Below are 26,834 nucleotides of genomic sequence, written 5' to 3'. Positions count from 1 at the left end.
GCGTCCCGCGTCCGTCCGGCGTCCCGAGTCCGACCGCCGGCCCGCGTCCGTCCGGCGTCCCGCGTCCGTCCGGCGTCCCGCGTCCGTCCGGCGTCCCGCGCCCCGATCACGGACCGCATACGCCGCGGACTGCGTGCCCCGCGTGCCCCGCGTGCCCCGCGTGCTCCGTGGCCCCCGCGGTCCGCGCAGTGCAGCCGCACCTGCGGCCCCGGCACCCGGGAGCCGCGATGAGATGGGCCCTGGTCAAGGTGTGTCTGGCCGTCACCGCCATGGTCGTGGTCGCCTTCGCCGTCCCCCTCGGCCTCGTGGTCAAGGAGATGGCGCGCGACCGGGCGTTCTCCAACGCCGAGCGCCAGGCGGCGACCCTCGGCCCCGCCCTCGCCATCACCACCGACCGCGGACCGCTCCAACGCGCCGTCGCCAGTACGGAGCTGTGGGCCGAGGGGCGTATGGCGGTGCACGTCCCCGCCGCCGGGCAGACGTCCGGCGGCGAGGGCTCCTCGGGGCCGCGCGGCACCGCAGGGCCGGGTGACGGTTCCGCCGTGGAGATCGGCAAGCGGCGCGTCACCGACGCCGATCTGGCCACCGTGACACGTATGGGCCGCGCCTCCATCTCGTCGGTGCCCGGCGGATACGCGCTGCTTCAGCCGACCGCCATCGGGTCCGGACAGGTCGCCGTCGTCGAGGTGTTCGTGCCCGACAGCGAGGTCACCAACGGCGTCACCACCGCCTGGGCCGTCCTCGCCGTCGTCGGCCTCGCCCTGATCGTCGGCTCCGTCGCCATTGCCGACCGGCTCGGCACCCGTATGGTCCGGCCCGCGGAGGAACTCGCAGGCGCCGCGCAGGATCTGGGCGAGGGCCTGCTGGCCTCGCGCGTCCCGGAGAGGGGCCCCGCCGAACTGCGGGCCGCCGCCGTCGCCTTCAACTCCATGGCCGACCAGGTGGTCCAACTGCTGGCCAACGAGCGGGAGCTGGCCGCCGACCTCTCCCATCGGCTGCGCACTCCGCTGACCGTGCTGCGGCTCAACGCCGCCTCCCTGGGCGAGAGCGCCGCCGCCGAGCAGACCCGGGCAGCGGTCGCCCAGCTCGAGGGTGAGGTCGACCGGATCATCCGCACCGCGCGCGATCAGAAGCCGCAGACGCAGGGTCCGCTGGGGACCGGCGCCGGGTGCGATGCGTCCGAGGTGATCCGCGAGCGCATGGGTTTCTGGTCCGCGCTCGCCGAGGACGAGGGCCGGAAGGTACGGATGGCCGGGGTCGAACGGGCCGCGCGTGTGCCGGTGGCCCGGCCCGAACTCGCCGCCGCACTCGACGCGATGCTCGGCAACGTCTTCCGGCACACCCCCGAGGGCACCGCTTTCTCCGTGGATGTGCACAACGGCGAGGACGCGGTGATCGTGCTCGTCTCGGACGCCGGGCCCGGCATCGATGACCCGGACGCGGCACTGCGGCGCGGCCACGGCGACGGCGGCCCCGGCTCGACCGGGCTGGGACTCGACATCGTCCGCCGCGTCGCCGAGTCCACCGGCGGTGATGTACGGATCGGGCCCTCGGTGCTGGGCGGCACGGAGGTACGCGTCCGGCTCGGGCTCGCCGGCCGGCGGCGCCTCCTCCCGGGCGGCCGGGGGCATCGCATGGTCCGGCGGAGGCGGGGCCGGAAGGCGGCCGGTGCGTCGGAGGGAAAGCGGCCCGGCGGAGGGAACTCCCGCGGAAACAGGCCCGGGTAGGCCCGGGCGAGCCCGACCGTGCCCGGCCGGGCGATCTGTAAGAAGTCTCACCTCGCTCCCGATCTTGGCTTGTCCTGTTCGTCCGCGCGTTAGCGTGCTTGTGCAGACACTCGGAACCGGGGAAGGGGCCAGGACGCCATGAGCAGGGCGCACGGGCGCGGGACGAACCGCACGGCCGTGGTGGCCGGTGCGATCGTCGCCGCTGCCGCCGTCGTGGGCGGGGGTGTGTACCTGCTGACCGGCACGGACGACAAGGCTTCGCATGGGCCGTCCGGCAAGTCCCGTACGCCGTCGTCCGGCCCGGAGCGGACCCCCGGGTCCTCGCCCACGAAGACAAAGGACCCGCGGCCCCCGTACGCGCGCTTCGCCCCGTACATCGACACCACGCTCTCCCCGCCCTACGACATGGTGGACACGGCCGGGAGGACCGGGGTGAAGGAGTTCAACCTCGCCTTCATCAGCCCCGGTGGCGGGGGGTGCACGCCGAAGTGGGGCGGCAAGTCGGCCCTGACCGACAACGCGGTGGCCGACGGGATCGACGATCTGCGCGCGGAGGGCGGGGACGTGCGCCTGTCGTTCGGCGGCCAGGGCGGATCGGAGCTGGGCCGGTCCTGCCGGTCCGTCTCCGAGCTCGCCGACGCCTACGGAAGGATCATCGACACCTACCGGCTCACCAAGATCGACTTCGACATCGAGCGCGACGCACTGACCGACACGGCGGCCAACACCCGCCGCGCACAGGCCGTCGCCCGGCTCCAGAAGGAGCATCCCGATCTCCAGGTGTCGTACACCCTGCCCGTGATGCCCGCCGGGCTGAACCCGAAGGCCCTGGACCTGCTCACCGACGCCCGGAAGAACGGCGTCAAGATCTCCGCCGTCAACATCATGGCGATGGACTACGGCACCAGCTTCAGCGATGACATGGGCCGGTACGCGATCCAGGCGGCCACCGCGACGCAGAAGCAGCTCAAGAGCGCGCTGGGCCTCTCGGACGCGGACGCGTGGAAGACCCTCGCCGTCACCCCCATGATCGGGCTCAACGACGTCACGACCGAGACCTTCACGCTGGACGACGCGAAGGAACTGGTGAGGTTCGCCGAGTCCAAGGACCTGGCGTGGCTGTCGATGTGGTCCTCCACCCGCGACAAGCCGTGCCCCGGCGGCAAGAAGAAGTCGGCCCAGGCGACGTGCAGTTCGATCCTGGAGGACGAGCTGGCGTTCACCCGGGTCCTTGGTGCGTACAACGACTGAAACCCGTCCGCCCCGGATCCCGTCTTCCGGACTGCTACCCCCCAACGCCCGCCCCGGCCCGGACACCCCCCCTCCGGCCGGGGCGTGCGCACGTCAGTGGCCGCCCCGCCGGTACGCGTGTGCGGCACCGGGAGCCGGGAGCCGGGACGGGAGCGCGCCACGGGAGGTGCGCTACGGGGGAGGCAGCACGCCCGAGCGGGCCACGTCGGCGTACCACTGGGCACTGGACTTCGGCGTACGGGCCTGGGTCGTGTAGTCGACGTGGACGGACCCGAAGCGCTTCTCGTAGCCGTACGCCCACTCGAAGTTGTCCAGGAAGGACCACAGGAAGTAGCCCCGGACGTCGGCGCCGTCGGCGATCGCGCGGTGCACGGACGCCAGGTGGGCGTGCACATAGGCGATCCGCTCCGGGTCGTGGACGACGCCGTCGGCGTCGGGCTTGTCCTCGTACGCGGCGCCGTTCTCGGTGATGAGCAGGGGCACCCGCGGGACCTCCCGGGTGAACCGCATGAGCAGGTCGTACAGGCCGCTCGGGTCGACGGACCACTCCATGGCGGTGAGTTCGCCGGGCGGCTGATGGAAGGCGACGCGCTCGGCGCCGGGCCACGGGGAGTGCGCGCTGGCGCCGTGGCCGTCCCGGCGCGGGGGCTCGTTGTCATCGGCCGCTGATACCACGGTGGGCGTGTAGTAGTTGATGCCCAGCGCGTCCAGGGGGTGCTTGATGACGGAGAGGTCGAAGTCGCGGACGAACTCCCAGTCGGTGATCTGCGCGGTGTCCTCGAAGAGATCCGCGGGATACCGGCCATGGAGCATGGGATCGGTGAAGACGCGGGTCGCCAGGGCATCGATGCGCCGTGCTGCGTCGCGGTCCTCGGCGGACTGCGTCAGAGGCCGTACGGCGCCGGGGTTGAGGCTGACTGCCACGCGGGCGCGGGCGGGCAGGGCCCCGCGCAGCGCTTGGGCGCCCAGGCCGTGCGCGAGGTTGAGGTGGTGCGCGGCGCGCAGGGCGGCGAGGGGGTCGGTGCGGCCGGGGGCGTGGACACCGGAGCCGTAGCCGAGAAAGGCGCTGCACCAGGGCTCGTTGAGGGTGGTCCACATCTCGACGCGGTCGCCGAGCGCCTCGGCGACGAGACGTGCATAATCGGCGAAACGGTAGGCGGTGTCCCGCTCGGGCCAGCCGCCCGCGGCCTCCAGCTCCTGCGGCAGGTCCCAGTGGTAGAGGGTGAGCAGCGGGGTGATGCCGTTGGCGAGGAGTTCGTCGACGAGCGCGCGGTAGAAGTCCAGGCCCCGCTGGACGGCCGGGCCCCGGCCGGTCGGCTGCACGCGCGGCCAGGAGACCGAGAAGCGGTAGGCACCGAGCCCCAGCTCCGCCATGAGACGGACGTCCTCGCGGAAGCGGTGGTAGTGGTCGACGGCGATGTCACCGGTGTCACCCCCGGCCACCTTGCCGGGGGTGTGGCTGAAGGTGTCCCAGATGGAGCGTGTGCGGCCGTCCTCCTGCGCCGCTCCCTCGATCTGGTACGCGGCGGTCGCCGCGCCCCACAGGAAGCCGGGCGGAAAGCTTGCGGTCATGTGAGCGCTCCCATGATTGGCGGTGCGGGATGGAGTGCAGAGGGGGTGGCTCGGTGCGGGGGAGATGGGTCGGGAATGAGGGAAGGGGGGAGGGCGAACGACGGGGCCGGAAGCGGGAGTTCAGCCCTTGACCGCGCCGTTCATGATCCCGCCCACGATCTGCTTGCCGAAGACCGTGAAGGCCAGCAGCAGGGGGAGGGTGCCGAGCAGCGCGCCCGCCATGATCACCGACTGGTCGGGGATGTAGCCGCGGCCCAGACCTGTCAGCGCGACCTGCACCGTCGGGTTGTCCTGGGTCAGCGCGATGATCGGCCAGAAGAAGTCGTTCCACGCCTGGACGAAGGTCAGCATGGCCAGCACCGCCATCGCGGGCCGGGCGACGGGGAAGACGACGTGCCACACGATCCGCAGACTGCTCGCGCCGTCCACGCGGGCGGCCTCGATGAGCTCGGTCGGCAGCGCCTCGCTCAGGTACTGCCGCATGAAGAACACCCCGAACGCGCTGACCAGCGTCGGCAGAATCACCGCCTGGAGTTGGTCGGTCCACTCCAGCTCGGCGACGGTCATGAACAGCGGCACCACGCTGAGCTGCGGCGGCACCATCATCGTGGCGATGGTCAGCATCAGGAGCACGTTCTTGAGACGGAAACGGAGCTTGGCGAAGGCGAAGCCGGCCACGGTCGAGAACAGCACCGTGCCGATCGTGATCGTGCCGGCCACGATCGTCGTGTTGAGCAGCGCCAGGCCCATGTTGGCGTCGGTCCAGGCGGTCTCCAGGTTCTGCAGGAGCCGGCCGCCGAACCAGAACGGCGGAGGTGTCTCGGCCAGCCGGGAGTTGGTGCGCGAGGCGGCGATCGCCGTCCACAGCAGCGGGAAGAGCGAGCCCGCCGTGAAGAGGATCAGCACGGCGTAGGTGATCCTGCCGCCGTGGAGATGCCTCCCGGCCGTCCCCGCACGGCCCGCTCTGCGTACGCGCCCGCTGCGCCCCGGCCCTCCGGGTGCACCGGGCCCGCCCTGCCCGCCCGCTCCGCGCGGCTTCTCGGCGACGACGGTCGTCGTCATCACGCCTCCTCACGGTTCTTGCGCAGCGCCCGGACCACGGCGAAGTAGAGCGGGAAGATCAGCAGCAGGATCAGGAACATCGTCCAGGCGATGGCCGCGGCCCGGCCGAGGTGGAAGTTGAACCAGCCCTGCTCGTACATGTAGAGCCCCAGAGTCTGGAACTGGTGCGCGGCGCCGCCCTTCTGCCCGCCCGCTCCGCCGAAGAGCAGCGGCTCCCCGAACAGCTGGGTGGCCCCGATCGTGGAGACGACGATGGTGAAGAGGATCGTCGGCCGCAGCGACGGGATCGTCACGTGCAGGAACTGCTGCCAGCGCGAGGCCCCGTCGAGCGCCGCCGACTCGTAGAGATCGCTCGGTACGGCCTGCATGGCCGCCAGGTAGATCAGCGCGTTGTAGCCGGTCCAGCGCCAGATCACGATCGACGACACCGCGATCTGCGAGCTCCAGTCGCCGTTCTGCCAGTCGATCGTGTCGATTCCGGCCAGCCCCAGCGCCCAGTTGACCATCCCGTAGTCGCGCCCGAAGAGCAGCACGAACACCAGCGTCGCCGCGGCCACCGATGTCGCGTACGGGGTGAGCATCGCGACCCGGAAGAACATCGAGCCGCGCAGCCGGTAGTTGAGGAGGTGTGCGATCCCCAGGGCCATCAGGAGCTGCGGGACGGTGGAGATCACACCGATGGTGAAGGTGTTCCGCAGCGCGTTCCAGAAGAACTCGTCCTCCAGCAGCCGCGTGTAGTTGTGCAGCCCGGCCCACTCCATGTGCGTGGGGTCGTGCAGCGAGACCTGATGGAGGGAGGACCAGCCGGTGTAGAGGAGCGGGAAGAGGCCGAACGCGGTGAAGAAGAGAAAGAACGGCGCGACGAAGGCGTACGGGCTCCACCGCACGTCCCGGCGGTAGCGGCGGCTGCGCCGCTCCGCCGCCCGGTGCCCGCGCAGGGCCGCGCCCCCCGCCGCTTCGGGGGGCGCGACCGTGTCCGGCTGGACGGCCATGCGCGTCACTGGTCCAGCGCGTTGTCGATGTTCTTCAGGGCCGCGTCCCATCCCTGGCCGGGCGACTTGCCCTGCTGCTCGACCTGGAGGATGCCGACGTCGGTGAAGGCCGTCTGCAGGGCCTGGTCCTTCTCGCCCACCACCAGCGTCGGAATGTCCTGCGCGGCGTCGGCGAAGATCTTTCCGATGGGGGCGTCGTCGAAGTAGGCGTGCTTGGCGCCGGCGACCTCCGGGAGGTCGTACGCCGCCTGCGAGCTGGGGAAGCTGGCCTGCTTCTCGAAGAGCTTGGCCTGCTGCTCGGGGGCGGTCAGCCAGGCGGCGAGCTTCACGGCCTCGTCCTTGTTCCTGGCGGCCTCGGGCACGGAGAGGAAGGAGCCGCCCCAGTTCGCGGGCCTGGGCGCGGGCGCGACGTCCCACTGGTCCTCGGCCTTGGCGCCGGCCTTCTCCTTGATGTAGCCGAGCATCCAGGGCGGGCAGGAGACGGTGGCGAAGCGGCCGTTGGCGTACGCCTGGTCCCAGGTCTTGTCGAACTGCTTGAGCTTGGCCGTCATCTTCCCCTCGATGACGTCCATCGCCAGGCCCCAGGCCTCCTCGACGGCGGGGCTCTTCTTGTGGAAGAGCTTGCCGCTCTTGTCGTAGTAGCGCTCGGCATTGCTGTTGATCGCGGCGTTGTAGACGCCACCGGCGGCGTCGACGAAGACCGTGCCCTTGGGGGCCTCGGCCATGTAGTCCTTGCCCGTGTCCACGTACTTCTGCCAGTCGCCCGCCCACAGCTTGCCGACCTCGTCGCGGTCGGTCGGCAGCCCCGCCTTCTTGAACAGGTCCTTGCGGTAGCAGATGGCCATCGGGCCGATGTCGGTGCCGAGCCCGACCGTCCTGCCGTCCTTCGCCGTGGCCTGCGCCCACTTCCACGGCACGAAGCTCTTCTTGTCGACGCCCTCGGCCTTGCCCAGGTCGACGAACTTCTCCGCGTGCCTGCTCGCGACCTCGGCTATGTTGCCGACCTCGACCGCCTGGATGTCCTGGAGCCCGCTGCCGGTGCCGAGGTGGGTCAGAAGCTGCGGGTAGTACTGGTCGACCCGCTCGATCGACGTCTCCTTGATCGTGACGCCCGGGTTCAACTTCTCGTACTCGTCGTAGAGCCCGGCCTGCTTGTAGCCGAAGACACCGAAGACCCCGATCGTGACGGTGGTCCCGTCCTTGCCGTCCTTGCCGCCCGCGCTCGCGGCGCCGGGCTCCTCGCTGTCGTCGGCGCAGCCCGCGAGCAGGCCGGCGCCCAGGGCGGCGACGGCTGCGAGGGCCACCGCTCTGTGGGGCGTGCGGGACTTTGAGCGCATGTGCGTACTCCTCTGCACTGACGTACCGCTCCCGGCCAAAGGGGGTTGCGACAGGGGGGGGGAAGTGGTGCTGCGGCTCGGGTGTGGAACGTACGGGATGTGTAGGACTCCGGTACCTTGGGAGCGCTCCCAGACGTGATGTGTTGAAGGGTTACGGCTCCCCGGTGGGGTGTCAAGGCCGCGAACACGAGCAACTCGACGTACTCGAAATGATGTTCAATGACACGGCGGTACCCGATACGGGACGCATGGCTGGAGGCGCACATGGCGGGGACCGGACGACGCGGTGGCGGGCGCCCCGGCGGCAGACCCACCCTCGAGGAAGTGGCCGCCCGGGCGGGGGTCGGCCGCGGCACGGTCTCCCGGGTGATCAACGGCTCGCCCCGGGTCAGCGCCCGTACCCGCGCAGCCGTCGAAGAGGCCGTCGCCGAGCTCGGCTACACACCCAACCGGGCCGCACGGGCGCTCGCGGGCAATCGGGCCGACGCCATCGCCCTCGTCATCCCCGAGCCCGAGACGCGTGTCTTCGCCGAACCGTACTTCTCCGACGTCATACGGGGCGTCGGCGCCGAACTGGCCGACACCGACCTGCAGTTGCTGCTCATCCTCATCCGTACGCCCAAGGAGCGGCAGCGCCTCGCCCAGTATCTGAGCGGACACCGCGTGGACGGCGTCCTGCTGGTCTCCGTCCACGCCGACGACCCGCTGCCCGACCTGCTGGAGCAGATCGGGATGCCCGCGGTCCTCGGGGGGCGGCGCACGGCGGGCGAGCCCGTGGCGTACGTCGACTCGGACAACACCGGCGGAGCCCGTACGGCCGTGGAGCATCTGCTCGCGCGCGGCCGACGCCGTATCGCCACGATCACCGGGCCGCTCGACATGCACGCGGCCCGGTGCCGTCTCGACGGCTACCGCGCGGCGCTCGCCGCTGCGGGCGTCCCGGAGGACGACGCGCTGGTCGTGACCGCCGACTTCACGGAAGACGGCGGACGGCGGGCCATGCGGGAGCTGCTGGACCGGGTGCCCGGCCCGGACGCGGTCTTCGCCGCCTCGGACGTGATGGCGGCGGGCGCCCGCCAGGTTCTCCGCGAAGCCGGCCTCAGGGTCCCCGACGACATCGCCCTCGTCGGCTTCGACGACTCCCCGATCGCCCGCCACATGGACCCGCCCCTGACCAGCGTGCGCCAGCCGATCGAGGAGATGGGGCGGGCGATGGCCCGGGTCCTGCGGGACGAGATCACCGAACGCGGGCCCGAGCGCCCTCAGGTGGTGCTGCCGACGGAGCTGGTGGTCCGGGAGTCGTCCTGACCGCCCCGAGTGTCCTCAAGGCTCAGCGGCTGTCGCTCTCCAGCCCGTGCGCGGCCAGATAGGACGGCTCGAACTCGCCGATCTCGATCAGGTGGCCGTCCGGGTCCACCATGAAGCAGCGCCGCTCCTGAGGCCGTTGGACGGGAGGCGTGAGGAAGCGGGCGCCCCGCTCGGTGAAGGTCCGGTACGCGCTGTCGATGTCCGCCACGCGCACGTTCAGGATGCTGGAGAACTCCCCGTGGCCCTCCGGCGGTACGGCCACCACGTCCGGCTTGTCCGGCGTCGGACCGCCGCCGCTGTTGAGGATCAGCCACGAGCCGTGGAGCCGCAGCATCACGGGGTTCTTCTCCCGTACGACCTCCGCGTCGAAGACGCGCGTGTAGAAGGCGCGGGAGGCGTCCTGGTCCCGCACGATGAGCAGGTGGGTGACCAGGGCGCCGTCGCGGGGGTGGGGAAAGGACTCCATGGGTGCCTCCTGCTGGTTCCCGGGGCAGCCGCCCCGTCGTACGTCTCGTGGTGCGCCCGCGTCGTCGGGGCGCACTGCGATCGTCGCGTGGTGCGGAGGCGTAACGGGCCGGGGCCGGGCGGATCCGTCGCGACCGGTATCGAATCTGTCGCCTCCGGAAGACGGCCCGCGCGATGGGACCTCTCTCGCATGCGTGAGATCGGCGAGACTGGGCCACGGCCGTCGCCCGCACACCACGGGTCCCGACCCGCTCGTACACCACGGAGGAGACGCCGATGACCGACGACACCGCCTCGGGCGCCGAGTTCTGGGACGGCCGCTACGCGGAGAGCGACAGGATCTGGAGCGGGGAGCCCAACACCGCTCTCGTCCGGGAGGCCGCCGGGCTGCCGCCGGGCCGCGCTCTGGACCTGGGCTGCGGCGAGGGCGCCGACGCGATCTGGCTGGCACAGCAGGGATGGCGGGTCACGGCGACCGACATCTCCCGCGTCGCGCTCGACCGGGCCGCCGCGCACGCGTCCGAGGAGGGCGTCGCCGACCGCATCGCATGGCAGCGCGTCGACCTGGCCGAGTCCTTCCCCGACGGGCTCTTCGATCTCGTCAGCGCGCACTTCCTGCACTCCCCGGGCGATCTGCCGCGCGAGCGGATCCTGGGGAAGGCCGCCTCGGCGGTGGCGCCCGGCGGCGTCCTCCTGGTCGTCGGTCACGCCTCGTTCCCGCCGTGGGAGCACGAGCACGAGCACCAGCACCCCGGCCTCCACTTCCCGACCCCGCAGGAGGTCTTCGAGGGACTCGACCTCGCGGAGGGGGAGTGGGAGGTGCTGCGCAGCGAGGAGTACGAGCGCACCCGGACGGCCCCCGACGGACGACCGGCCGTACGACGCGACAACACGCTCATGATCCGGCGCCCGGCGGGATGAGAATCGCCTGCAACGGGCGCATTCGCAGGCGGCGTTGGACGAGGTGGTGCCCGCCGCGCGGCGGCGAGTCGGACGGCAGGGCGTGGTTGCCCATGGGAGGTCTCGCGGACTACGTGATCCAGCCCACGAGCGCGGAAACCCTGACGTCCTCGGTGAACCCCTGGTCTTGAGGCAGCGACCGCCGGATGCGTTCGGTGAACGCCTGCCGCTCGTCCGGTCCGGGCAGCTCGTCCACGGGCATCGCGGAGTAGACCCCGCCGATGAGCTGGTCGAAGGTCAACTCATCGCTGTACTCGATCACGATCTCCCGCACACCGTCGAAGCCGGCATCGACCAGCGCCTGCGCATAGCGCTGCCGGTCTTCCGTGCTGGTGCCGCAGGACGCTTCCAGCTTCGTTCCGAAGTGCTCCTCCAGGCAGGCCCGCAGTGAACGTGACCAGCTGCTGTCCTGCAACCACAGTGGCGTTCCATTGGCGACCACAGCCACGCCTCCGCCCGGACGGCACAGTGGCCCCAGCGCACGAAAGAGCTCCTCGTGCCGCATCCAGTGGAGTGCCTGGCCGATGACCGCCATCGCCACGGACCGCTCTCCCAACAGCGCACCGAGCGCGGGAACATCGGCGTCGGCGCCCAGGACCCATGTCGCGTTGCGCACGCCTCGCTTCGTGGCCTCGTCCCTCGCGAGCCGAAGCATGTCCGGTTCGGGATCGATGCCGATGACCGAGCGGACCCGGGCAGCGAGCGGCACAGCCAGCTGGCCGGTTCCGCATCCGACATCGAGCACGATGTCATCCGTGGTCAGTGCGAAGGCTCTTTGCAGTGCGCTGAGAGCCTGAGGCGGGTAGCCGCGCCGGAACTTCGCGTAGTACTCGGCGACTTCACCGCTGAAACCCGTGGTCATGGTCTCCACCTTGCCCAAGACGGCCGAGGAAGGCAGCGGCCTGGCGCGAGTATCGCCACGGGCTGAAGTCGGAGCGAACCGTGCTCTGATGCGTCCTTCGGAGCCGTACCCACGCTGCGGAGCACCAGTACGTCATCCGGCTTCGCTCACGTCTATCCGGACCGCGCAGTGGGACGGGTGGGATGTGTGTCCTGGAATGCCCGACCCGGGTGGTCGGGTGCTGCGTCCGCGGTCCGGTCGCCGGAGCGCGCGCCCGTGGGGCCGAAGCCGGAAAAAGATCATCCCCTGGCCCGCTACCGGGCAGGGGATGATCTCTCAGGGTGAGTAACGGGACTCGAACCCGCGACATCCTGGACCACAACCAGGTGCTCTACCTGCTGAGCTATACCCACCATGACCGGTGCTTCCCGCACCGGCCGAGAAAAAGTGTACAGGGTCCGACGGCGTGCTCGCTCCCGGCTTTGCGGCGGGTCGTCCGGGCCGGGAGCGAGGCGCTACTCCGCCGGTTGCGGGTCCCGTACGGGAGCGGGCCGTTCCGCCGGGAGGACGTGGCGCGCGGCGATCGTCTTCGCCGTCTCCGAGTCCGGGCCGGGCTGCGGAACGAAGATCGCCTCCCGGTAGTAGCGGAGCTCGGCGATGCTCTCGCGGATGTCCGCGAGAGCCCGGTGGTTGCCGTTCTTCTCCGGGCTGTTGAAGTACGCCCGCGGATACCACCGCCGCGCCAGCTCCTTGATGGAGGAGACGTCGACGATCCGGTAGTGCAGATAGTCCTCCAGCGTCTGCATGTCGCGCGCCAGGAAGCCGCGGTCCGTGCCGACGGAGTTACCGCACAGGGGGGCCTTGCCGCGCTCCGGGACGTGCTCGCGAATGTACGCCAGCACCTGCTGTTCGGCGTCTTCCAGCGTCGTGCCGCCGTCCAGCTCGTCCAGCAGCCCGGAGGCCGTGTGCATGTGCCGCACCACCTCGGGCATGGTGGCGAGCGACTCGGCGGGCGGGCGGATCACGATGTCCACCCCGTCACCGAGAACGTTCAGCTCCGAGTCGGTGACCAGAGCGGCCACCTCGATGAGCGCGTCACTCGACAGCGAGAGGCCGGTCATCTCGCAGTCGATCCACACCATGCGATCGTTCATGTGTCTCACCCTACGGGGCGGTCACGCTGACCGGGGACCGACGGACGCCCGGATATGCGCCCGCCGTGCCCGCTCTGCTCGGCCAGTCGCGGAGCGTAGGCGTCCGAATCCGGTTTGCCCGGGTCGTACCCGCCGTACCCTCCGCCCGCCCCGTGCCGCCGGAGCGGTACGGGCGCGGCTAGCGGATCCGAGGGCCCGCGCTGCTCCGCGATCTCCAGCCGCTCGGGCGAGCCGTTCTGCGGCCTCCGCGCCCGGTACGCCGCCCGGTAGGCGGCCGGCGAGGAGCCGAGCTGGCGCCGGAAGTGGCCGCGCAGCGCGACGGGCGAGCGGAAGCCGCAGCGGCCCGCGACCTCGTCCACGGAGTAGTCCGAGGTCTCCAGCAGCCGCTGGGCCTGCAGCACCCGCTGGGTGATCAGCCACTGCAGGGGAGCGCTCCCAGTGAGCGAGCGGAACCGCCGGTCGAAGGTGCGCCGGCTCATGTAGGCACGGGCGGCCAGGGTCTCCACGTCGAACTGCTCGTGCAGATGCTCGAGCGCCCACGCGACGACCTCGGCGAGCGGGTCCGCGCCGATCTCCTCCGGTAAAGACCTGTCGAGGTAGCGCTCCTGACCGCCGCTGCGCCGCGCGGGGACGACCAGCCGCCGGGCGAGGGCGCCCGCGGCCTCCGCCCCGTGGTCCGTCCGCACGATGTGCAGGCACAGGTCGATGCCCGCCGCCGTCCCGGCCGATGTCAGGACGTCGCCGTCGTCGACGAACAGCTCGCGCGGGTCCACATGGACCAGCGGATATCGCTTGGCCAGCGTCGGCGCGTACATCCAGTGCGTCGTCGCGGGCCGGCTGTCCAGCAGTCCGGCGGCCGCCAGGACGAACGCCCCGGTGCACAGCCCGACGATCCGCGCGCCCTCCTCGTGCGCCCGGCGCAGCGCGTCGAGGGCCTCGGCCGGTGGTGGCGCCGTGATCGACCGCCACGCCGGTACGACGACGGTGCCTGCCCGGGACAGCGCCTCGAGGCCGTACGGCGCGGTCAGTTCGAGCCCGCCCGTGGTGCGCAGGGGCGCGTCCTCGCCGGCGCACACGAGCAGCCGGTACCGGGGCACCCCGGCGTCCTGGCGATCGATGCCGAACACGGAAAGCGGGATGGAGCTTTCGAAGATGGGCCCGCCGCTGAAGAGCAGCACTGCGACGATCTCGCGGCGGCGACGCCCGGAGAGCTTCCGCGCGGCCTCCGGTGCGGTCGTGGAGTCCTGGCTCATGGCACTAAGCCCCCCTCGGTGGTCGCGGCTCCTCGGTTAGGTCGCTCCTGCACGTTTCCCCTCGGTCCTGCACAAGTCCCCCGCAGTGAATGGCCAAGATCGAATCTACTGCGTCGTATGAGGTCGGCGTGACAAGTTCACCACCCACCGCTATGTCGACATGACAACTTGGCGTGAAGCATTCGATCACGAAGCGTTGCACTCGACGGCGCTGCTGGGAAGTGCGCCTCCTGTTCCCGCCCCTGGGCTATGGGGTGCTTCCGCCCGGGACACCCCATTCCGTCCCGCTCACGCGGCGGTTCGGGAACCGTTCCTGCAACTCATGTGTGGTTGCGCGAAGTTGGCCGAAAAAATTCGGAGGCACACGCGATGGGGCTGGGAGTCGACCGGCGTACGCCCCCGGCGCACAAAAGTTGCCTGTGCGCCGGTGCGAGCCTCGATTCCCTCCGCTCCCGGGCGCGGTCCCGGAGTGCCCCGGATTGCCGGGGCGATAGTACGGAACTGGACGACCGGCGGAGGTGAATCCGCTGATGACCGCAGTGTGACGCGGTGGGCGCTGTGAGTCATCACACGGAGGCATTGCGTTACGGGCGCGGCTCCGGCATGCTCCCGGGAAGCCGTTCCGCGGCCGACGCGTCGCCCCGCCTTCGTGCGGGTAGGCGAGCGCTGGGCAGGTGGGGAGTGTCGCCGTACCCTTGTGGGTAAGGGATTGGGAAGATGATTCCCGGACGATCCACCAGGTCCGAACCGCTCCGTCGTCAACTGTCGTTCCGCTCCCAAGAGGACATTCTTCGCCGAGACACCGATGGCCGGTCACGAGATTCCCGAACCAGCGGACCGCAAGCAGGTCGCTGATCCGACAGCGCCCCTCGAAGCGGCGGAAGAGTCACGCCATCCTTGCGATCCGGCGTTCCAGCACGGAGTTGTCGTCGGTTTCGACGGATCGACCTCCAGTGAGCGGGCCTTGGCGTACGCCATCGGCATGGCCGTGCGATCGGGCTCGGGCCTGATCATCGTGCATGTCGCCAACCGGCTGCCGACGACGGTCTGGGCAGGCTGCGAGCCGCCCGTCTTCGTCGATGTGCCGGACCATCGCACCGAGGTCCTCGGTCTCGAACTCGCCTGCGCGGACTACCTGTCCGAGGTGCCCTGGATTCTCGTCGAGCGGGGCGGGGACATCTGCCACGAGCTGGAGGAGGTCGGCCGGGAGTACTCCGCCGACGCGATCGTGGTCGGCTCCACGCACGGGCTGGTCGGCCGGATCTTCGGCTCGGTGGCCGGGCGGCTCGCGCGGCGCGCGCAGCGTCCCGTCATCGTCATCCCGTAGGCCTCCTCCCCGTCCTCGTCATGAAGTCCGGCTCCGCGAGGTACTCGTCCCGTGTGGGCCATCCCCTAAGTCCCCGGCTTTTCCCGGGTGTTCCGCACTCCCTCGGGTATCGCTGCGTCACGTGTGTCACAACTCACCGTTCCCGCAGGTGAGATGGGCAGCGCCTCGGACGGCAAGTCGATGTGTCCACCCGTGCGCGGAGGTGGATTGTGCGTTTGTGAGGGGTAGACATTCGTCGTTGATACCGCACAACCGCACGAAGGGAGCCCGCTGTGGACAATGGTGTCGCCGCGGGACGAGGCAGTGCCTCGACTCTGGGTCAACTCGCCCTCGGACTCACTCTGTTGGCGTTCGGTCTCGGTCACACCGGTGTGATCGACGGTGTGAGCGCCGCCGACGCCGTCTCTCTGGCCGTCTGGGTCGGGGGCGTCACGCTGTTCGTCGCCGGACTGCTGGAACTCCGGGCGGGCAACGCCCCGGCCGGCACGGCGTTCGCCGGTCTCGGCGCCTTCTGGTTCACCTGGGGCCGCGGGGCCGGGGCGGACGCGTCCGCCGAGGCGACCGGCCTCTTCCTGGTCCTCTTCGCCCTGCTCGCTCTGACCCTGACACTGGGCGCGGCGAGTTCCGGCCGCCTCGCCCAGGGAGTCCACGGACTCCTGTGCGTCTCCCTGCTCCTGCTCGCCATCGCACAGTTCGCCGGGAACGACGGCCTCGCGCAGGTCGGCGGCTGGGCGGCCGCGCTGGCGGGTGCCGGCGCCTGGTTCGCCGCCACCGCGCCCCTGGCCTCCTGGCCGGCGGTCCGGCCCGGACGCGCTGCCGACCGGGGAGTGACGGTCTCCGGTTAGGCGGCAGGGACCGGCCTTGGGGACGCCCCCGCCGAGCGCGGGGGCGGGCGAAGCCGGTCCGTACGGGAAGTCCCCGGCGCTTTCGGTGGCGCGCGCCGGGGACTGTCCTGTGACTACTCCACCGTCACGGACTTGGCGAGGTTCCGCGGCTTGTCGATGTCGCGGCCCAGCGCCAGCGCCGAGTGATAGGCGAGGAGTTGGAGCGGAATGCCCATGAGAATCGGGTCCAGCTCCACCTCGTTCTTCGGCACCACGAGCGTGTGATCGGCCTTCTCCTGCTCCTGGTGCGCCACGGCCAGGATCCGGCCGCTGCGGGCCTTGATCTCCTCCAGCGTGGCGCGGTTCTTCTCCAGCAGGTCGTCGTCGGGCACGATCGCGACGGTCGGGACCGCCGGCTCGATCAGCGCGAGCGGCCCGTGCTTCAGCTCCGAGGCGGGGTAGGCCTCCGCGTGCACATAGCTGACCTCCTTGAGCTTCAGCGAGGCCTCGCGGGCGACCGGATAGCCGCGGACCCGGCCGACGAACATCATGCTCTTCGCGTCCGCGTAGTTCGCCGCCAGCTTCTTGATCTCCTCCTCGCCGCGCAGGATCTCGGCGATCTGCTCCGGCAGCCTGCGCAGGCCCGCGATGATCCGCTTGCCGTCGGCGACCGAGAGGTCCCGGATACGGCCGAGGTGCAGGGCCAGCAGTGCGAAGGCCACCGCGGTGTTGGTGAAGCACTTGGTGGAGACCACGCAGACCTCCGGGCCCGCGTGGACGTACACACCGCCGTCGGTCTCCCGTGCGATGGCGCTGCCCACCACGTTGACCACACCCAGCACCCGGGCGCCCTTGCGCTTCAGCTCCTGGACGGCGGCCAGTGTGTCGTAGGTCTCACCGGACTGGCTGGTCGCGATGTAGAGGGTGTCGGGGTCGACCACCGCGTTGCGGTAGCGGAACTCGCTCGCCGGCTCCGCGTCCGCGGGGATCCGGGCCAGCTCCTCGATCAGCTGGGCGCCGATCTGGCCCGCGTGGTAGGCCGAGCCGCAGCCGAGGATCTTCACCCTGCGCACACCGCGCGCCTCGCGGGCGTCGAGGTTCAGCCCGCCCAGGTGCACGGTGGAGAACCGGTCGTCGATCCGGCCCCGCAGCACCCGGTCCACGGCGTCGGCCTGTTCGGAGATCTCCTTGTGCATATACGTGTCGTGGCCGCCCATGTCGTACGACTCGGCCTCCCACTCCACCGTGGTCGGCGAGGCGGCGGTGCGGCTTCCCTCGGTGGTGTAGGTGCGGTAGTCGTCGGCCTTGAGCGTGGCCATCTCGCCGTCGTCCAGGGTGACGACCTGACGGGTGTGGCTGACGAGTGCGGCCACGTCGGAGGAGACGAACATCTCGTGCTCGCCGATGCCCAGCACCACCGGGGAGCCGTTGCGCGCGACGACGATCCGGTCGGGGAAGCCCGCGTGGAGGACGGCGATCCCGTAGGTGCCCTCGATCAGGCGGAGCGCCTGGCGGACCTTCTCCTCCAGCGTCTCGGCCTGGGAGCGGCCGATGAGGTGGGCGAGGACCTCGGTGTCGGTCTCGGAGACGAACTCGACGCCGTCGGCGGTGAGTTTGGCGCGCAGCTCGGACGCGTTGTCGATGATCCCGTTGTGGACGACGGCGACGGTGCCGTCGGCGTTCGTGTGGGGATGGGCGTTGACGTCGTTCGGGGCGCCGTGGGTGGCCCAACGGGTATGGGCGATCCCGGTGGTGCCCGCGAAGCGCTTGGGGAGCCTGCTCTCCAGCTCGCGGACCCGGCCCTTGGCCTTGGCGGTCTTCAGCCCCCCGGACTTGCCGTGGATCGCGATGCCGGCGGAGTCGTAGCCGCGATACTCGAGCCGCTGCAGTCCTTCGAGGAGCAGCGGAGCGACATCTCGTTTGCCGATGTATCCGACGATCCCGCACATAGGGTGTGTCCCTCCCGTGGTGTTCCGCGTGGTTCCGGGCCCGAAAGCCTCCGACGCGTGGTGGTCAGCCGTAGACGATGCGGCGGAGCTGCCGCAGGGACAGCTCGGGCGGTGCGACCGCACGGCGAGGCAGCTCGTGCGTGATCCGCTCGAAGATGTCGGTGTTGCTCAGGCCGCCGGACTGCAGTTCGCGGTGGCGGCGGCGGACGAACTCCTCCGTCGTCTCGTCGAAGTACGCCAGCACGTCCAGCACCACCCGGGCCGCCTCGCCGCGGTGCAGCGGCGTGGAGCGGACCAGATGGTCGACGAGGTCCTCGTGGGACGTGGGGCGATCGAGCACTCGTTGATACTGCGGTTTCGCCCAGAGTTTCGCAACATTCCTGCCCGGAATCGGGCACAGGAGAGGCGAAACCTCGAGTTGGTGCCGTCCGGTCGCCTCAGAACTCGCCGAAAAAGCCGTCTATCCGCTCGATCCGGCCGGAGGTGTCGACCGTGGTGACGTCCATCCCCGCCGCGGTGACCTTGCCGTCGACGCGGACCTCCCAGCGGTAGCGGTACCGGCCGTTGTGTCCGTCGGCATCGCCGGCGCGGTGATACGTGGCGCCCGGCATGTCCGTACGTGCGGTGCGGATCATCGCCTCCATCTCATCCGGTCCGACCGTGGTGTTCGCCGGGTCGGCGAAGAGGACGTCCTCGGCCACCGCGCGGTCGAGGTGCCCGCGGATGCGGCCGGTGTCCGCCTCGTTCCAGGCGGCGAGGTAGTGGGTGAAGGTGTCGGGCAGGACGGTCATGGAGGCTCCCCGAGTAGAGTTACAGACCGGCTGTCGGTTTTTCTTTCGAGCTCCACGGTAAATACCGACAGGCGGTCTGTAAAGTGGGGTGCATGGCGACTCAGGCGGAACGACGGCACGCCACGCGGCGCAAGATCCTCGACGCGGCGCGGGATCTCTTCGCCCGCCAGGGCATAGACGCGACGAGTACGGATGCCCTCCTGAAGGCGGCCGGTGTCAGCAGGGGCGCGATGTACCACCACTTCGCCTCGCGCGACGACCTCGTCGCGGCCGTCTACGAGGAGGAGGCGGCGGCGGCGATCGCCCGCGCCGCGGACCGCGTGCCGGGCGACGCGACCGCGCTCGAGCGGCTGGTCGCCGGAAGCCTTGCCTGGCTGGACGAGGTGAGCCGGCCCGAGGTCGCCCGCATCGTGGTCGAGGACGGCCCGGCCGCGCTCGGGTGGCGGCGCTGCCGGCAGATAGAGGAGCGGTACAGCCTCGGGGAGGTCGGCGGCGCGCTGCGGCGGGCCGCCGAGGCCGGGGAGATCCGTGTGGACTCGATCGACGTGACGGCGCGCTTGATCAACGCCGTGCTGGGGGAGGCGGTTCTGGTCATGATCGGCGCCCGTCCCGGCGCGGAGGACCGAACGAGCGTGGAATCGACGCTACGCGCCCTGCTGACGGGTCTCGCGGCCCCGGAGGCATCGGACCCGGGCCCCGCGGTACGGAGTTGACCAGGTCGTCGCCCCGCCTGTTCGCGGACCGGCTGTCCGAGGCGACGACGGAACACCTGAACGGCACCGGTCGCACGGCGGACGTCCGGATCGTCGAACTCCGCGATCCGGCAACGGAGATCGCCGACGACGTCGTCTCCGGATTCGCCGACGCCGCGCTGCGCGAGGCGATCGGCGCGATGACGGAGGCCGACGGCATCTCGCCGTCACCCCGAACCTCACCGCCTCCCGCAGCGGCCTGTTCACCCCGCGGTGGGCGGGTGCCAGGGAGGAGAACCACCGGGTGCCGAATGCGGCGGTGTCCTCCGCCGTGAGTTCGCTCGGCGCGGTCCTCACGCTTCCGACGGCCCCAGGCTCACAGCGCCCACCGCCGGACGACGCCCACCGCCCGCGGCCGACGCCCGGTTCCGCGGCGCGACGACGGGTCATCGGGATGCGTGCGGGGCGGGCGGCCCGGGGGCGGACGAGCGGTCCCGGATCGCGCCGTCCCCGGCGAACCAGCCGTCCGGATTCCGCGGCCGGATACCGCGGCCCCGGGAGGACTTGAGGTCTCGCACCCGCGGGCCTGGATGGTTCAGAAGCGCTTGAGCACCGCCTGCTTGGCCACCGTGAACTCCTCTTCCGTGAGGACCCCGGAGCGGTGCAGCTCGCCCAACTCCCGCAGCCTCCGCAGCAGTTCGTCGTGGAGGTCGGCCGAGCCGACGCCATCGGCCGTTGCCGTGAGGGTCTCGGGCACGGCCGGTGCGGCCGGATGCGGCATACGGGCGGCGACCGCGGCCGCGACCAGAGCCGTCAGCGGATCCTTCCGGAACCCGAACAGCACCAGGGCGTGCGGGTCGTACTTGGCGGGGGGCTTCGGCGATGCCGCGGACACGATGAAGCGGAGGCATCCGTTCTCGAGTCCCGAGGCGGGCGTCCACTCGATCGCGGCCAGGTCGTCCAGGGTCAGCACCCGCGGCCCGGCCTTCTGCTTCACCTCGTCGGTCTTCCACGTCCAGTCGAGCCGGATCCGGCCCCCGTCGAACGCGACCACCCCGTCGCCCGCGCTGACGGTCAGCGGCACGGAGGGACCGGGCATCAGGTAGTGCGTGCAGGGCTCCGACGGCACCTGCTCCAGCAGCATCGCGTTGCGCACCTCGTCCACCATGTACTCGGCCACGCCCGCCCGGTCGGCCTCGACGGCGAGCTGGTACGGGTCGGCGGCATCCGGAAGCTTGCCCGCCGTGACCTGGAGCAGCGGGTCGGCGCCGTCGCGCAGCCGCAGCCTGAGCCGCCCCGTCTTCTTGCCCGGCTCGTAGGCGATGCCCGCCAACGCTTCGAGCGGCACGGCCAGTTCACCCAGTGTCCTGCGCAGGAGGTTCACGCTCTTGTCGTGGCCGGGCACGATGCGCACGGTCTCGCCGTCGAAGGTCCAGGTCCCGTCCCGCTGGATGATTTCCGTCATGCGCGGATTCTCTCAGGCGGCACCCGGTCCGGCACCGGGTCCCGAGTACGGCCCGAGGGCGGCCCCGAAGGCGGCCCCGAAGGCGGTCTCGATTCCGCTCCGGCACCGGGCCGATGACGGGTCCCGGCAGCCGGTCCGAAGCGTGTCCGGCGGCAGCACCCGATCCTGCGCGGAGATCCTCCGGCGGCGTGCCCTCCGGCGGTGAGGCGTGAGGCGGCCAGGCGGTGAGGCGCGGCGCGAACGAGGCCGAAGTGGTCTACACCTTGACCACCACAGTGGCGCGCGGTACCCATGATGACCGTCCGGTCGCTCCACCCTCCTGCGCCCGACCGCAAGGCCGAAGCCCCGTCGAAGGGACCGCTCGTGAGACGACTGCCCCGACTGCTCTGCTCCCTCCTCCTCGTCGCCTCGGCCGGAGCGACGGCCACCGGTTCCGCGTCGGCGGCGGACTCCGAGGACGCCCGGTCCGTGATCCCGCTCGACCACGTGGTGCCCGCGCCGGTCTCGGTACGGCCCGCCGGCGACCCGTACGCGATCGGCTCCCGGACCGTCATCCGCGTGCCCGACCGTTCGCGCGAGGCGCGGAAGGCCGCGGAGCAACTGGCGGGCCTGCTCCGGCCGTCCACCGGCCTGGCCCTGCCCGTCACCTCGCGCGGCGGGCAGGACGGCATCGTCCTCCGGCTCGGCGGGGACCGCGAGCTGGGCTCCGAGGGCTACCGCCTCGACTCCTCCCGCCGCTCGGTCACCATCACCGCGCGCAAGGCCGCCGGGCTCTTCCACGGCATCCAGACGTTGCGTCAGCTCCTGCCCGCCTCGGTCGAGAAGGGGGAGCGGCAGCCCGGTCCGTGGCGGGTCGCGGGCGGCACGATCACCGATACCCCGCGCTTCGCCTACCGCGGGGCGATGCTCGACGTCTCACGCCACTTCTTCACGGTCGGTCAGGTCAAGCGCTACATCGACCAGATGGCGCTCTACAAGATCAACACGTTCCATCTGCATCTGTCGGACGACCAGGGCTGGCGGATCGCGATCGACTCCTGGCCGCGGCTCGCCACGTACGGCGGCAGCACACAGGTCGGGGGCGGACCGGGCGGCTTCTACACCAAGGACGACTACCGCGAGATCGTGCGCTACGCCGCCGACCGGCAGGTGGAGATCGTCCCCGAGATCGACATGCCGGGGCACACGAACGCGGCCCTCGCCTCGTACGCCGAGCTCAACTGCAACGGCGTCGCCCCGCCGCTCTACACCGGAACCGAGGTCGGTTTCAGCTCCCTCTGCGTGCCGAAGGAGATCACCTACGACTTCGTGGACGACGTCGTACGCGAGGTGGCCGCGATGACGCCGGGCCGCTATCTCCACATCGGCGGCGACGAGGCGCACTCGACGAGCCATGAGGACTACGTCGCCTTCATGGACCGCGCGCAGGCGGCCGTCGCGAAGTACGGCAAGACGGTCGTCGGCTGGCACCAGCTCACCGGCGCGAAGCCGGTGAAGGGAGCCGTCGCCCAGTACTGGGGCACGACCGGGACCGAGCAGGAGGTCGTGGACGCCGCCAAGGCCGGGACCAGGCTCGTGCTCTCGCCCGCCAACCGCATCTACCTCGACATGAAGTACACCAAGGACACGCCGCTCGGCCTGAGTTGGGCGGGCTATGTCGAGGTCCGGCAGTCCTACGACTGGGATCCCGGCGCGTACATCAAGGACACCCCGTCCTCCGCGATCCTCGGTGTCGAGGCCCCGTTGTGGTCGGAGACGCTGTCGACGAGCGACCACATCGAGTTCATGGCCTTCCCGCGGCTCGCGGGCGTCGCGGAGCTGGGCTGGTCGCAGGCGGCCGCGCTCGACTGGGACTCCTACCGGACGCGCCTGGCCGCGCAGGGCCCGCGCTGGTCGGCACTCGGCATCGACTTCTACCGCTCGCCGCAGGTCCCGTGGCCCGCGGAGTGAGGTCCTGAGTGAGGCCCCGAGTGAGGCCTGCCGAGTGAGGCCGGGACTGAGGCCCGGGGAGTGAGGTCTGCCGAGTGAACGCCTGAGGGCCGGACCGCCGCCCGGCGGTCCGGCCCTCGGCACGCCTCACGTCAGGACGCGAAACGGGCGATCGGGTTCTGCAGGGTGCCGATGAGCTGGAGGGCACCCGCCGGGTCCTCCAGGTCGACCATCTGCTGGTTGTTCCGGAGCTGCAGCCGGTTGAGGCAGGAGCGTCCGAACTCCTCGGTGAACAGGTCGTACCGGGCGAAGCGTTCGGCCAGTTCGGGGCGGGACGCCTGGTAGTCGCGGACACAGCCGGCGACCGTCCGCCAGAAGGTGTCCTCGTCCATGACGCCCTCGGAGCCGAGGGTTCCGCTCAGGAAACGGAAGAAGCAGTCGAAGACATCGGTGAAGATCGACAGCGTCTTCATGTCCTCCGGCACATCCGCCCGGATCCGCTGCACCTCGGGCGGCAGCACCGCGTCCGGGTCCATGACGGCGATCTCCTCGGCGATGTCCTTGAACACCGCCCGCTTCGGGACGCCCTGCTCGTCCAGGACGAGGATGACGTTCTCGCCATGCGGCATGAACACCAGCTCGTATGCGTAGAAGCAGTGCAGCAGCGGCGTCAGGTAGACGTCCAGGTAGCGGCGCAGCCAATCCGCCGGCTCCAGGCCGGAACGGGCGATGAGCGCACCCGCGAACGAGCCGCCCGCGCGGTCGGTATGCAGCAGCGCCGCCATCGTCGCGAGCCGCTCGCCCGGTTCCAGGGACGCCACCGGGCTCTCCCGCCAGAGGGCGGCGAGCATTTTGCGGTACGGGGAGCTCTTGGTGGTGGCGGCCTCGTAGCTCTCGTGGCGGTAGCCGACCGCCGCCCGCTCGCGGATGATCGACAGGCCGGCGGCCGAGAGCACCTCGTCGCGCTCGATGAGCCCGGCCAGCCAGTCGTTGATGGCCGGGGTGGCCTCCATGTAGGCGGCGGACAGGCCCCGCATGAAGCCCATGTTCAGCACCGACAGCGCCGTTTTCACATAGTGCCGGGAGGGGTTGCTGGTGTTGAAGAAGGTACGGATCGACTGCTGGGCGAGGTAGGCGTCGTCGCCGTGGCCGAGGCACACCAGCCGGTTCTGCGCGATCTCCGCGGAGAAGGTGACGGAGAGCTTGTTCCACCACTGCCAGGGGTGGACCGGGATGAGATGGAAGTCGCCCAGATCCAGACCGCGTTCGGCCATCACCTCCGAGAAGCGGGCAAGGGTGTCCTGGCCCAGCTCGGAGCGGATGAACGTGTCGTAGTCCAGGCCCGCGCCGCAGGTGAAGGTGGAGCGGTCGCCGTGGGCGGCCAGCCAGATCAGCCGTACGGGATTGGCGGCCTCGGGCGCGTACGAGCGGTACTCGTCGGATCCGAAGCCGAGCCGCCCGTTGTTGGCGACGAAGCAGGGGTGGCCCTCGGTCATCCCGGTCTCGATCGCCTGGAAACCGGCCTTGGTCAGCTCCTCCGACGTGACCTGCTCCTTGGCCAGTTTGAAGGCGGTGGAGGCCAGAGTGGAGCTGATCTCCTCCAGGTAGACGGGCAGGATCTGGGCCGAAAGACCGAGGGCGTCCTTGAACTCGACGAAGAAGTCCAGGGCGTCCAGGGGGAGTTCGTTTCCGCCCCGGTGGCGGGTGATGGAGCCCGCCTCGATGTGCCAGTGGTCGAGGGAGCCGACACGGGCGGTGAAGCGGTACTCCACGCTCCCGTCGTCGCTGCGGACGGCGTACCGGCCCTCCGCCCCGGACAGCGGTACGGGTGCCAGCAGCCGCTCGTGCGAGAACTCGGCGAGCGCCTTGCGCAGCAGAAGGCGGCCCGCCTCGGCCCAGAGCCCGGGCGTGAGGTGGTCGACGGCTTTGGCCGGTGCGGCGGTGGTGGTCATCGGGTGACTCCTTGGGAGGCTCCTCGGGCGGAGGCGGGGACGGCGGCCTCGAACCGCTCACGGGTGCAGAAGCTGAGGTAGGCGGTCTTCTCGGGCTTTGCCAGCTTCTCGGCGATCTCGAAGCCGACGGCTTCGTTGAGCCGGTGGACGGCCGCGTTGCGGACGTCGGGCTCGACGACGACACGCTCGACCGCGGGGTCGGAGAACAGCATCTCCATCACCGTGGTGATCACGGCGAGGGTGAAGCCGTGTACGGGCGCGGCGGCGGGGGCAGTAAGGAAGTGCATCCCGACGTCACCGGATCGGGCCGGGTAGAGGCCCTCCAGCTCGACATGGGCCGGGTCGTAGCGCTCGACGAGGAAGGCCGGGCTCCCCTCGTACAGCCCGATGAAGGCGTCGTGGTGCGGGGAGGCGGCGATCGAGAAGTACTCCCGCTCGATATCGGGCAGGGTCGCGTCCTGCATCAGCCAGAAGGCGGCCTTGGGGTCGGTGACCCAGCCGTGCAGCATGCCGGCGTCGGCGGCGGGGTCCACGGGCCGTACGGCGAACTCGCCGAGGACGGCGTCGGTGCGGCTGAAGACGGTCTCCGTCATGCGGGGGAGACCTCCAGCGGCTCGTCGGCGTACCCGGGCCGGGGCAGCCCCGACCCGGGAGGCCCGGACGGTTCCGCCGGTGCACCGAACTCCTGGAAGGCGATGGCCTTTTCGACCGGGTAGTACTCGCGTCCCAGCAGCTCGCGGATGATGCTGGAGTTGCGGTACGCGGCCATGCCCAGGTCGGGGGCGACGAAGCCATGGGTGTGCAGCTCGGCGTTCTGCACGTAGATGCCGTGCCCGGTGACATCGACGGAGTAGTTGCGGCGGACGTCGAAGCGGCCGGAGTCGTCCCAGACGATGCGGTCGGTCACGGGGGCGAGGAAGGCCGGGACCTGGTGGCGGTAACCCGTGGCGAGCACCAGGCCCTGGGTCCGCAGCTCGAAGTCCCGTCCCTGCTCCTCGTGACGCAACTGGAGCGTGTACGTACGGTCGCTCTCGTCGTAACCGGCCCGGGTGAGCGCCGTGTTGGTCATCAGCCGGGTGGGGACCCGGCCGCGGCGGCTCTTCATGTACAGCAGATCGAAGATCTCGTCGATCAGCTCGCCGTTGATGCCTTTGTAGAGGTTCTTCTGCGAGGTGACGAGCCGGTCCCGGGCGGGGGCCGGCAGCGCGTGGAAGTAGTCCACGTACTCCGGGGAGGTCATCTCCAGCGTGAGTTTGGTGTATTCGAGCGGGAAGAAGCGGGGCGAGCGGGTGACCCAGTTGAGCTCGTAGCCGAAGCGGTCGATGTCCTGCAGCAGGTCGTAGTAGACCTCGGCCGCGCTCTGACCGCTGCCCACGACCGTGATGGAGTCCTTCGCCTGCAGGGCGTCCCGGCTGTGCAGATAGCGGGAGTTGTGGAGGAAGTCCCCGCCGAGGCCGCGGCAGGCGTCGGGTATGAAGGGCGGCGTGCCGGTGCCCAGCACCAGGCGGCGGCCGCGGTCGGTGCGGCGCTCTCCGGTGGCCGTCTCCACGGAGTGGACGGCGTAGACCTCCTCGGCCTCGTCGTAGGTGACCTCCGTGACCTGGCGGCCGAAGCGGATGGAGCCGGAGAGTTTGGCGGCGGCCCAGCGGCAGTAGTCGTTGAACTCCGAGCGGAGCGGATAGAAGCTCTCGCGGATGTAGAACGAGTACAGACGTCCCGATTCCTTCAGGTAGTTGAGGAAGGAGTACGGGGAGGTGGGGTCCGCCAGGGTGACCAGGTCCGACATGAACGGGGTCTGCAGGGTGCTGCCTTCCAGCAGCATGCCCGAGTGCCAGTCGAAGTCGGGCTTGCTCTCCAGGAAGAGGCCGTCGAGTCCGTCGATCGGGTCGGTGAGGCAGGCGAGCCCCAGATTGAACGGTCCGAGCCCGATGGCGACGAAGTCGTGGGGGGCGGACATACGCATCTCCTGTCCGTTGAGGGTGG

The 26,834-nt window shown here is 70.6% G+C and carries 23 protein-coding genes and 1 tRNA gene; 8 read left to right on the top strand and 16 right to left on the bottom strand.

Features of this window, described 5'->3' with window-relative positions; all coding sequences use genetic code 11:
* The first annotated feature begins 227 nt into the window (after positions 1–227).
* Positions 228–1,727, top strand: a complete 1,500-nt coding sequence (locus ACGFNH_RS27380; protein WP_393658123.1) for a sensor histidine kinase — start codon at positions 228–230, stop codon at positions 1,725–1,727.
* Positions 1,728–1,865: 138 nt separating this feature from the next.
* The gene (locus ACGFNH_RS27375) at positions 1,866–2,978 is read left to right on the top strand and encodes a chitinase (RefSeq protein WP_393658121.1); all 1,113 of its coding nucleotides are present in this window, start codon (positions 1,866–1,868) and stop codon (positions 2,976–2,978) included.
* A gap of 171 nt (positions 2,979–3,149) precedes the next feature.
* On the opposite strand, the gene ACGFNH_RS27370 is transcribed toward ACGFNH_RS27375, so the two are convergent.
* The 4 genes from ACGFNH_RS27370 to ACGFNH_RS27355 form a co-directional block, all read right to left on the bottom strand.
* Positions 3,150–4,550: a GH1 family beta-glucosidase gene (locus tag ACGFNH_RS27370; protein WP_393658119.1), complete on the bottom strand. Its 1,401-nt coding sequence runs from the start codon at positions 4,548–4,550 to the stop codon at positions 3,150–3,152.
* A 120-nt stretch (positions 4,551–4,670) separates the two neighbouring features.
* Positions 4,671–5,612, bottom strand: coding sequence for a carbohydrate ABC transporter permease (locus ACGFNH_RS27365; RefSeq protein ID WP_393658117.1), 942 nt, complete (start codon positions 5,610–5,612; stop codon positions 4,671–4,673).
* Complete coding sequence (locus ACGFNH_RS27360) at positions 5,612–6,604, bottom strand: carbohydrate ABC transporter permease (protein WP_393658115.1); 993 nt, start codon at positions 6,602–6,604, stop codon at positions 5,612–5,614. The genes ACGFNH_RS27365 and ACGFNH_RS27360 overlap by 1 nt, the downstream gene beginning before the upstream one ends.
* 5 nt (positions 6,605–6,609) lie before the next feature.
* Complete coding sequence (locus tag ACGFNH_RS27355) at positions 6,610–7,941, bottom strand: ABC transporter substrate-binding protein (protein ID WP_393658113.1); 1,332 nt, start codon at positions 7,939–7,941, stop codon at positions 6,610–6,612.
* 264 nt (positions 7,942–8,205) lie between these two features.
* Here ACGFNH_RS27355 and ACGFNH_RS27350 point away from each other — a divergent pair, with 264 nt between their 5' ends.
* Positions 8,206–9,249, top strand: a complete 1,044-nt coding sequence (locus ACGFNH_RS27350) for a LacI family DNA-binding transcriptional regulator (protein WP_393658440.1) — start codon at positions 8,206–8,208, stop codon at positions 9,247–9,249.
* A 22-nt stretch (positions 9,250–9,271) separates the two neighbouring features.
* On the opposite strand, the gene ACGFNH_RS27345 is transcribed toward ACGFNH_RS27350, so the two are convergent.
* Complete coding sequence (locus tag ACGFNH_RS27345) at positions 9,272–9,715, bottom strand: VOC family protein (RefSeq protein WP_393658111.1); 444 nt, start codon at positions 9,713–9,715, stop codon at positions 9,272–9,274.
* 275 nt (positions 9,716–9,990) lie between these two features.
* Between ACGFNH_RS27345 and ACGFNH_RS27340 the strand changes: the two genes are divergently transcribed.
* Positions 9,991–10,635 (top strand): SAM-dependent methyltransferase, encoded by a 645-nt coding sequence (locus ACGFNH_RS27340; protein WP_393658109.1) that lies wholly within the window; start codon positions 9,991–9,993, stop codon positions 10,633–10,635.
* Positions 10,636–10,744: 109 nt separating this feature from the next.
* Here the strand turns inward: ACGFNH_RS27340 and ACGFNH_RS27335 are convergent, their stop codons facing one another.
* The 4 genes from ACGFNH_RS27335 to ACGFNH_RS27320 form a co-directional block, all read right to left on the bottom strand.
* Complete coding sequence (locus tag ACGFNH_RS27335) at positions 10,745–11,536, bottom strand: class I SAM-dependent methyltransferase (RefSeq protein ID WP_393658107.1); 792 nt, start codon at positions 11,534–11,536, stop codon at positions 10,745–10,747.
* Positions 11,537–11,855: 319 nt separating this feature from the next.
* A tRNA-His gene (locus ACGFNH_RS27330) sits at positions 11,856–11,928 on the bottom strand.
* Between the two features lie 102 nt (positions 11,929–12,030).
* Positions 12,031–12,669, bottom strand: a complete 639-nt coding sequence (orn, locus tag ACGFNH_RS27325) for an oligoribonuclease (RefSeq protein ID WP_393658105.1) — start codon at positions 12,667–12,669, stop codon at positions 12,031–12,033.
* A gap of 5 nt (positions 12,670–12,674) precedes the next feature.
* Positions 12,675–13,922 carry a helix-turn-helix domain-containing protein gene (locus ACGFNH_RS27320; RefSeq protein WP_393658103.1) on the bottom strand — a complete coding sequence of 416 codons (1,248 nt, stop codon included), beginning with the start codon at positions 13,920–13,922 and terminating at the stop codon, positions 12,675–12,677.
* Positions 13,923–14,727: 805 nt separating this feature from the next.
* Here ACGFNH_RS27320 and ACGFNH_RS27315 point away from each other — a divergent pair.
* The gene (locus ACGFNH_RS27315; protein WP_393658101.1) at positions 14,728–15,249 is read left to right on the top strand and encodes a universal stress protein; all 522 of its coding nucleotides are present in this window, start codon (positions 14,728–14,730) and stop codon (positions 15,247–15,249) included.
* A 272-nt stretch (positions 15,250–15,521) separates the two neighbouring features.
* On the top strand, positions 15,522–16,094 hold the full coding sequence (locus tag ACGFNH_RS27310; RefSeq protein ID WP_393658099.1) for an acetate uptake transporter: 573 nt from the start codon (positions 15,522–15,524) through the stop codon (positions 16,092–16,094).
* Between the two features lie 113 nt (positions 16,095–16,207).
* Here ACGFNH_RS27310 and glmS read toward each other — a convergent pair whose 3' ends face one another.
* The 3 genes from glmS to ACGFNH_RS27295 all read right to left on the bottom strand — a co-directional run bounded on the left by glmS (position 16,208) and on the right by ACGFNH_RS27295 (position 18,813).
* On the bottom strand, positions 16,208–18,022 hold the full coding sequence (glmS, locus tag ACGFNH_RS27305; RefSeq protein WP_393658097.1) for a glutamine--fructose-6-phosphate transaminase (isomerizing): 1,815 nt from the start codon (positions 18,020–18,022) through the stop codon (positions 16,208–16,210).
* A 64-nt stretch (positions 18,023–18,086) separates the two neighbouring features.
* Positions 18,087–18,362, bottom strand: coding sequence for a hypothetical protein (locus ACGFNH_RS27300; protein WP_393658095.1), 276 nt, complete (start codon positions 18,360–18,362; stop codon positions 18,087–18,089).
* Positions 18,363–18,459: 97 nt separating this feature from the next.
* Entirely contained in the window at positions 18,460–18,813 is a 354-nt protein-coding gene (locus ACGFNH_RS27295; RefSeq protein WP_393658093.1) for a nuclear transport factor 2 family protein, read from the bottom strand.
* Positions 18,814–18,905: 92 nt separating this feature from the next.
* On the opposite strand from ACGFNH_RS27295, the gene ACGFNH_RS27290 reads away from it, so the two are divergent.
* A complete protein-coding gene (locus tag ACGFNH_RS27290) occupies positions 18,906–19,526 on the top strand; it encodes a TetR/AcrR family transcriptional regulator (protein ID WP_393658091.1) in 621 nt (206 codons plus the stop codon).
* A 574-nt stretch (positions 19,527–20,100) separates the two neighbouring features.
* Here the strand turns inward: ACGFNH_RS27290 and ACGFNH_RS27285 are convergent.
* Positions 20,101–20,970 (bottom strand): DUF4429 domain-containing protein, encoded by an 870-nt coding sequence (locus tag ACGFNH_RS27285; RefSeq protein ID WP_393658089.1) that lies wholly within the window; start codon positions 20,968–20,970, stop codon positions 20,101–20,103.
* A gap of 294 nt (positions 20,971–21,264) precedes the next feature.
* Between ACGFNH_RS27285 and ACGFNH_RS27280 the strand changes: the two genes are divergently transcribed.
* Complete coding sequence (locus tag ACGFNH_RS27280; RefSeq protein ID WP_393658438.1) at positions 21,265–22,920, top strand: beta-N-acetylhexosaminidase; 1,656 nt, start codon at positions 21,265–21,267, stop codon at positions 22,918–22,920.
* Positions 22,921–23,051: 131 nt separating this feature from the next.
* Here ACGFNH_RS27280 and ACGFNH_RS27275 read toward each other — a convergent pair whose 3' ends face one another.
* The 3 genes from ACGFNH_RS27275 to ACGFNH_RS27265 are packed head-to-tail and all read right to left on the bottom strand — an operon-like array spanning position 23,052 to position 26,808.
* On the bottom strand, positions 23,052–24,851 hold the full coding sequence (locus ACGFNH_RS27275) for an IucA/IucC family protein (RefSeq protein ID WP_393658087.1): 1,800 nt from the start codon (positions 24,849–24,851) through the stop codon (positions 23,052–23,054).
* Positions 24,848–25,444, bottom strand: a complete 597-nt coding sequence (locus ACGFNH_RS27270) for a GNAT family N-acetyltransferase (protein WP_393658086.1) — start codon at positions 25,442–25,444, stop codon at positions 24,848–24,850. The genes ACGFNH_RS27275 and ACGFNH_RS27270 overlap by 4 nt, the downstream gene beginning before the upstream one ends.
* Positions 25,441–26,808 (bottom strand): lysine N(6)-hydroxylase/L-ornithine N(5)-oxygenase family protein, encoded by a 1,368-nt coding sequence (locus ACGFNH_RS27265; protein WP_393658084.1) that lies wholly within the window; start codon positions 26,806–26,808, stop codon positions 25,441–25,443. Before ACGFNH_RS27265 ends, ACGFNH_RS27270 begins: the two co-directional genes overlap by 4 nt.
* Between the last annotated feature and the right edge of the window lie 26 nt (positions 26,809–26,834).

Source organism: Streptomyces sp. NPDC048639, assembly GCF_043199075.1.
Lineage (GTDB): Bacteria > Actinomycetota > Actinomycetes > Streptomycetales > Streptomycetaceae > Streptomyces.
This window is presented reverse-complemented; position numbering and strand designations above follow the sequence as displayed.

Bases quoted from the DNA above. Each gene is read 5' to 3' on its own strand.
- ACGFNH_RS27320 (WP_393658103.1), bottom strand. From the start codon at position 13,922: ATGAGCCAGGACTCCACGACCGCACCGGAGGCCGCGCGGAAGCTCTCC.
- ACGFNH_RS27265 (WP_393658084.1), bottom strand. From the start codon at position 26,808: ATGTCCGCCCCCCACGACTTCGTCGCCATCGGGCTCGGACCGTTCAAT.
- ACGFNH_RS27270 (WP_393658086.1), bottom strand. From the start codon at position 25,444: ATGACGGAGACCGTCTTCAGCCGCACCGACGCCGTCCTCGGCGAGTTC.
- ACGFNH_RS27340 (WP_393658109.1), top strand. From the start codon at position 9,991: ATGACCGACGACACCGCCTCGGGCGCCGAGTTCTGGGACGGCCGCTAC.
- ACGFNH_RS27345 (WP_393658111.1), bottom strand. From the start codon at position 9,715: ATGGAGTCCTTTCCCCACCCCCGCGACGGCGCCCTGGTCACCCACCTG.
- ACGFNH_RS27375 (WP_393658121.1), top strand. From the start codon at position 1,866: ATGAGCAGGGCGCACGGGCGCGGGACGAACCGCACGGCCGTGGTGGCC.
- ACGFNH_RS27380 (WP_393658123.1), top strand. From the start codon at position 228: ATGAGATGGGCCCTGGTCAAGGTGTGTCTGGCCGTCACCGCCATGGTC.
- ACGFNH_RS27295 (WP_393658093.1), bottom strand. From the start codon at position 18,813: ATGACCGTCCTGCCCGACACCTTCACCCACTACCTCGCCGCCTGGAAC.
- ACGFNH_RS27335 (WP_393658107.1), bottom strand. From the start codon at position 11,536: ATGACCACGGGTTTCAGCGGTGAAGTCGCCGAGTACTACGCGAAGTTC.
- glmS (WP_393658097.1), bottom strand. From the start codon at position 18,022: ATGTGCGGGATCGTCGGATACATCGGCAAACGAGATGTCGCTCCGCTG.
- ACGFNH_RS27285 (WP_393658089.1), bottom strand. From the start codon at position 20,970: ATGACGGAAATCATCCAGCGGGACGGGACCTGGACCTTCGACGGCGAG.
- orn (WP_393658105.1), bottom strand. From the start codon at position 12,669: ATGAACGATCGCATGGTGTGGATCGACTGCGAGATGACCGGCCTCTCG.
- ACGFNH_RS27365 (WP_393658117.1), bottom strand. From the start codon at position 5,612: ATGACGACGACCGTCGTCGCCGAGAAGCCGCGCGGAGCGGGCGGGCAG.
- ACGFNH_RS27275 (WP_393658087.1), bottom strand. From the start codon at position 24,851: ATGACCACCACCGCCGCACCGGCCAAAGCCGTCGACCACCTCACGCCC.
- ACGFNH_RS27370 (WP_393658119.1), bottom strand. From the start codon at position 4,550: ATGACCGCAAGCTTTCCGCCCGGCTTCCTGTGGGGCGCGGCGACCGCC.
- ACGFNH_RS27350 (WP_393658440.1), top strand. From the start codon at position 8,206: ATGGCGGGGACCGGACGACGCGGTGGCGGGCGCCCCGGCGGCAGACCC.
- ACGFNH_RS27290 (WP_393658091.1), top strand. From the start codon at position 18,906: ATGGCGACTCAGGCGGAACGACGGCACGCCACGCGGCGCAAGATCCTC.
- ACGFNH_RS27355 (WP_393658113.1), bottom strand. From the start codon at position 7,941: ATGCGCTCAAAGTCCCGCACGCCCCACAGAGCGGTGGCCCTCGCAGCC.
- ACGFNH_RS27360 (WP_393658115.1), bottom strand. From the start codon at position 6,604: ATGGCCGTCCAGCCGGACACGGTCGCGCCCCCCGAAGCGGCGGGGGGC.
- ACGFNH_RS27280 (WP_393658438.1), top strand. From the start codon at position 21,265: ATGACCGTCCGGTCGCTCCACCCTCCTGCGCCCGACCGCAAGGCCGAA.
- ACGFNH_RS27315 (WP_393658101.1), top strand. From the start codon at position 14,728: ATGGCCGGTCACGAGATTCCCGAACCAGCGGACCGCAAGCAGGTCGCT.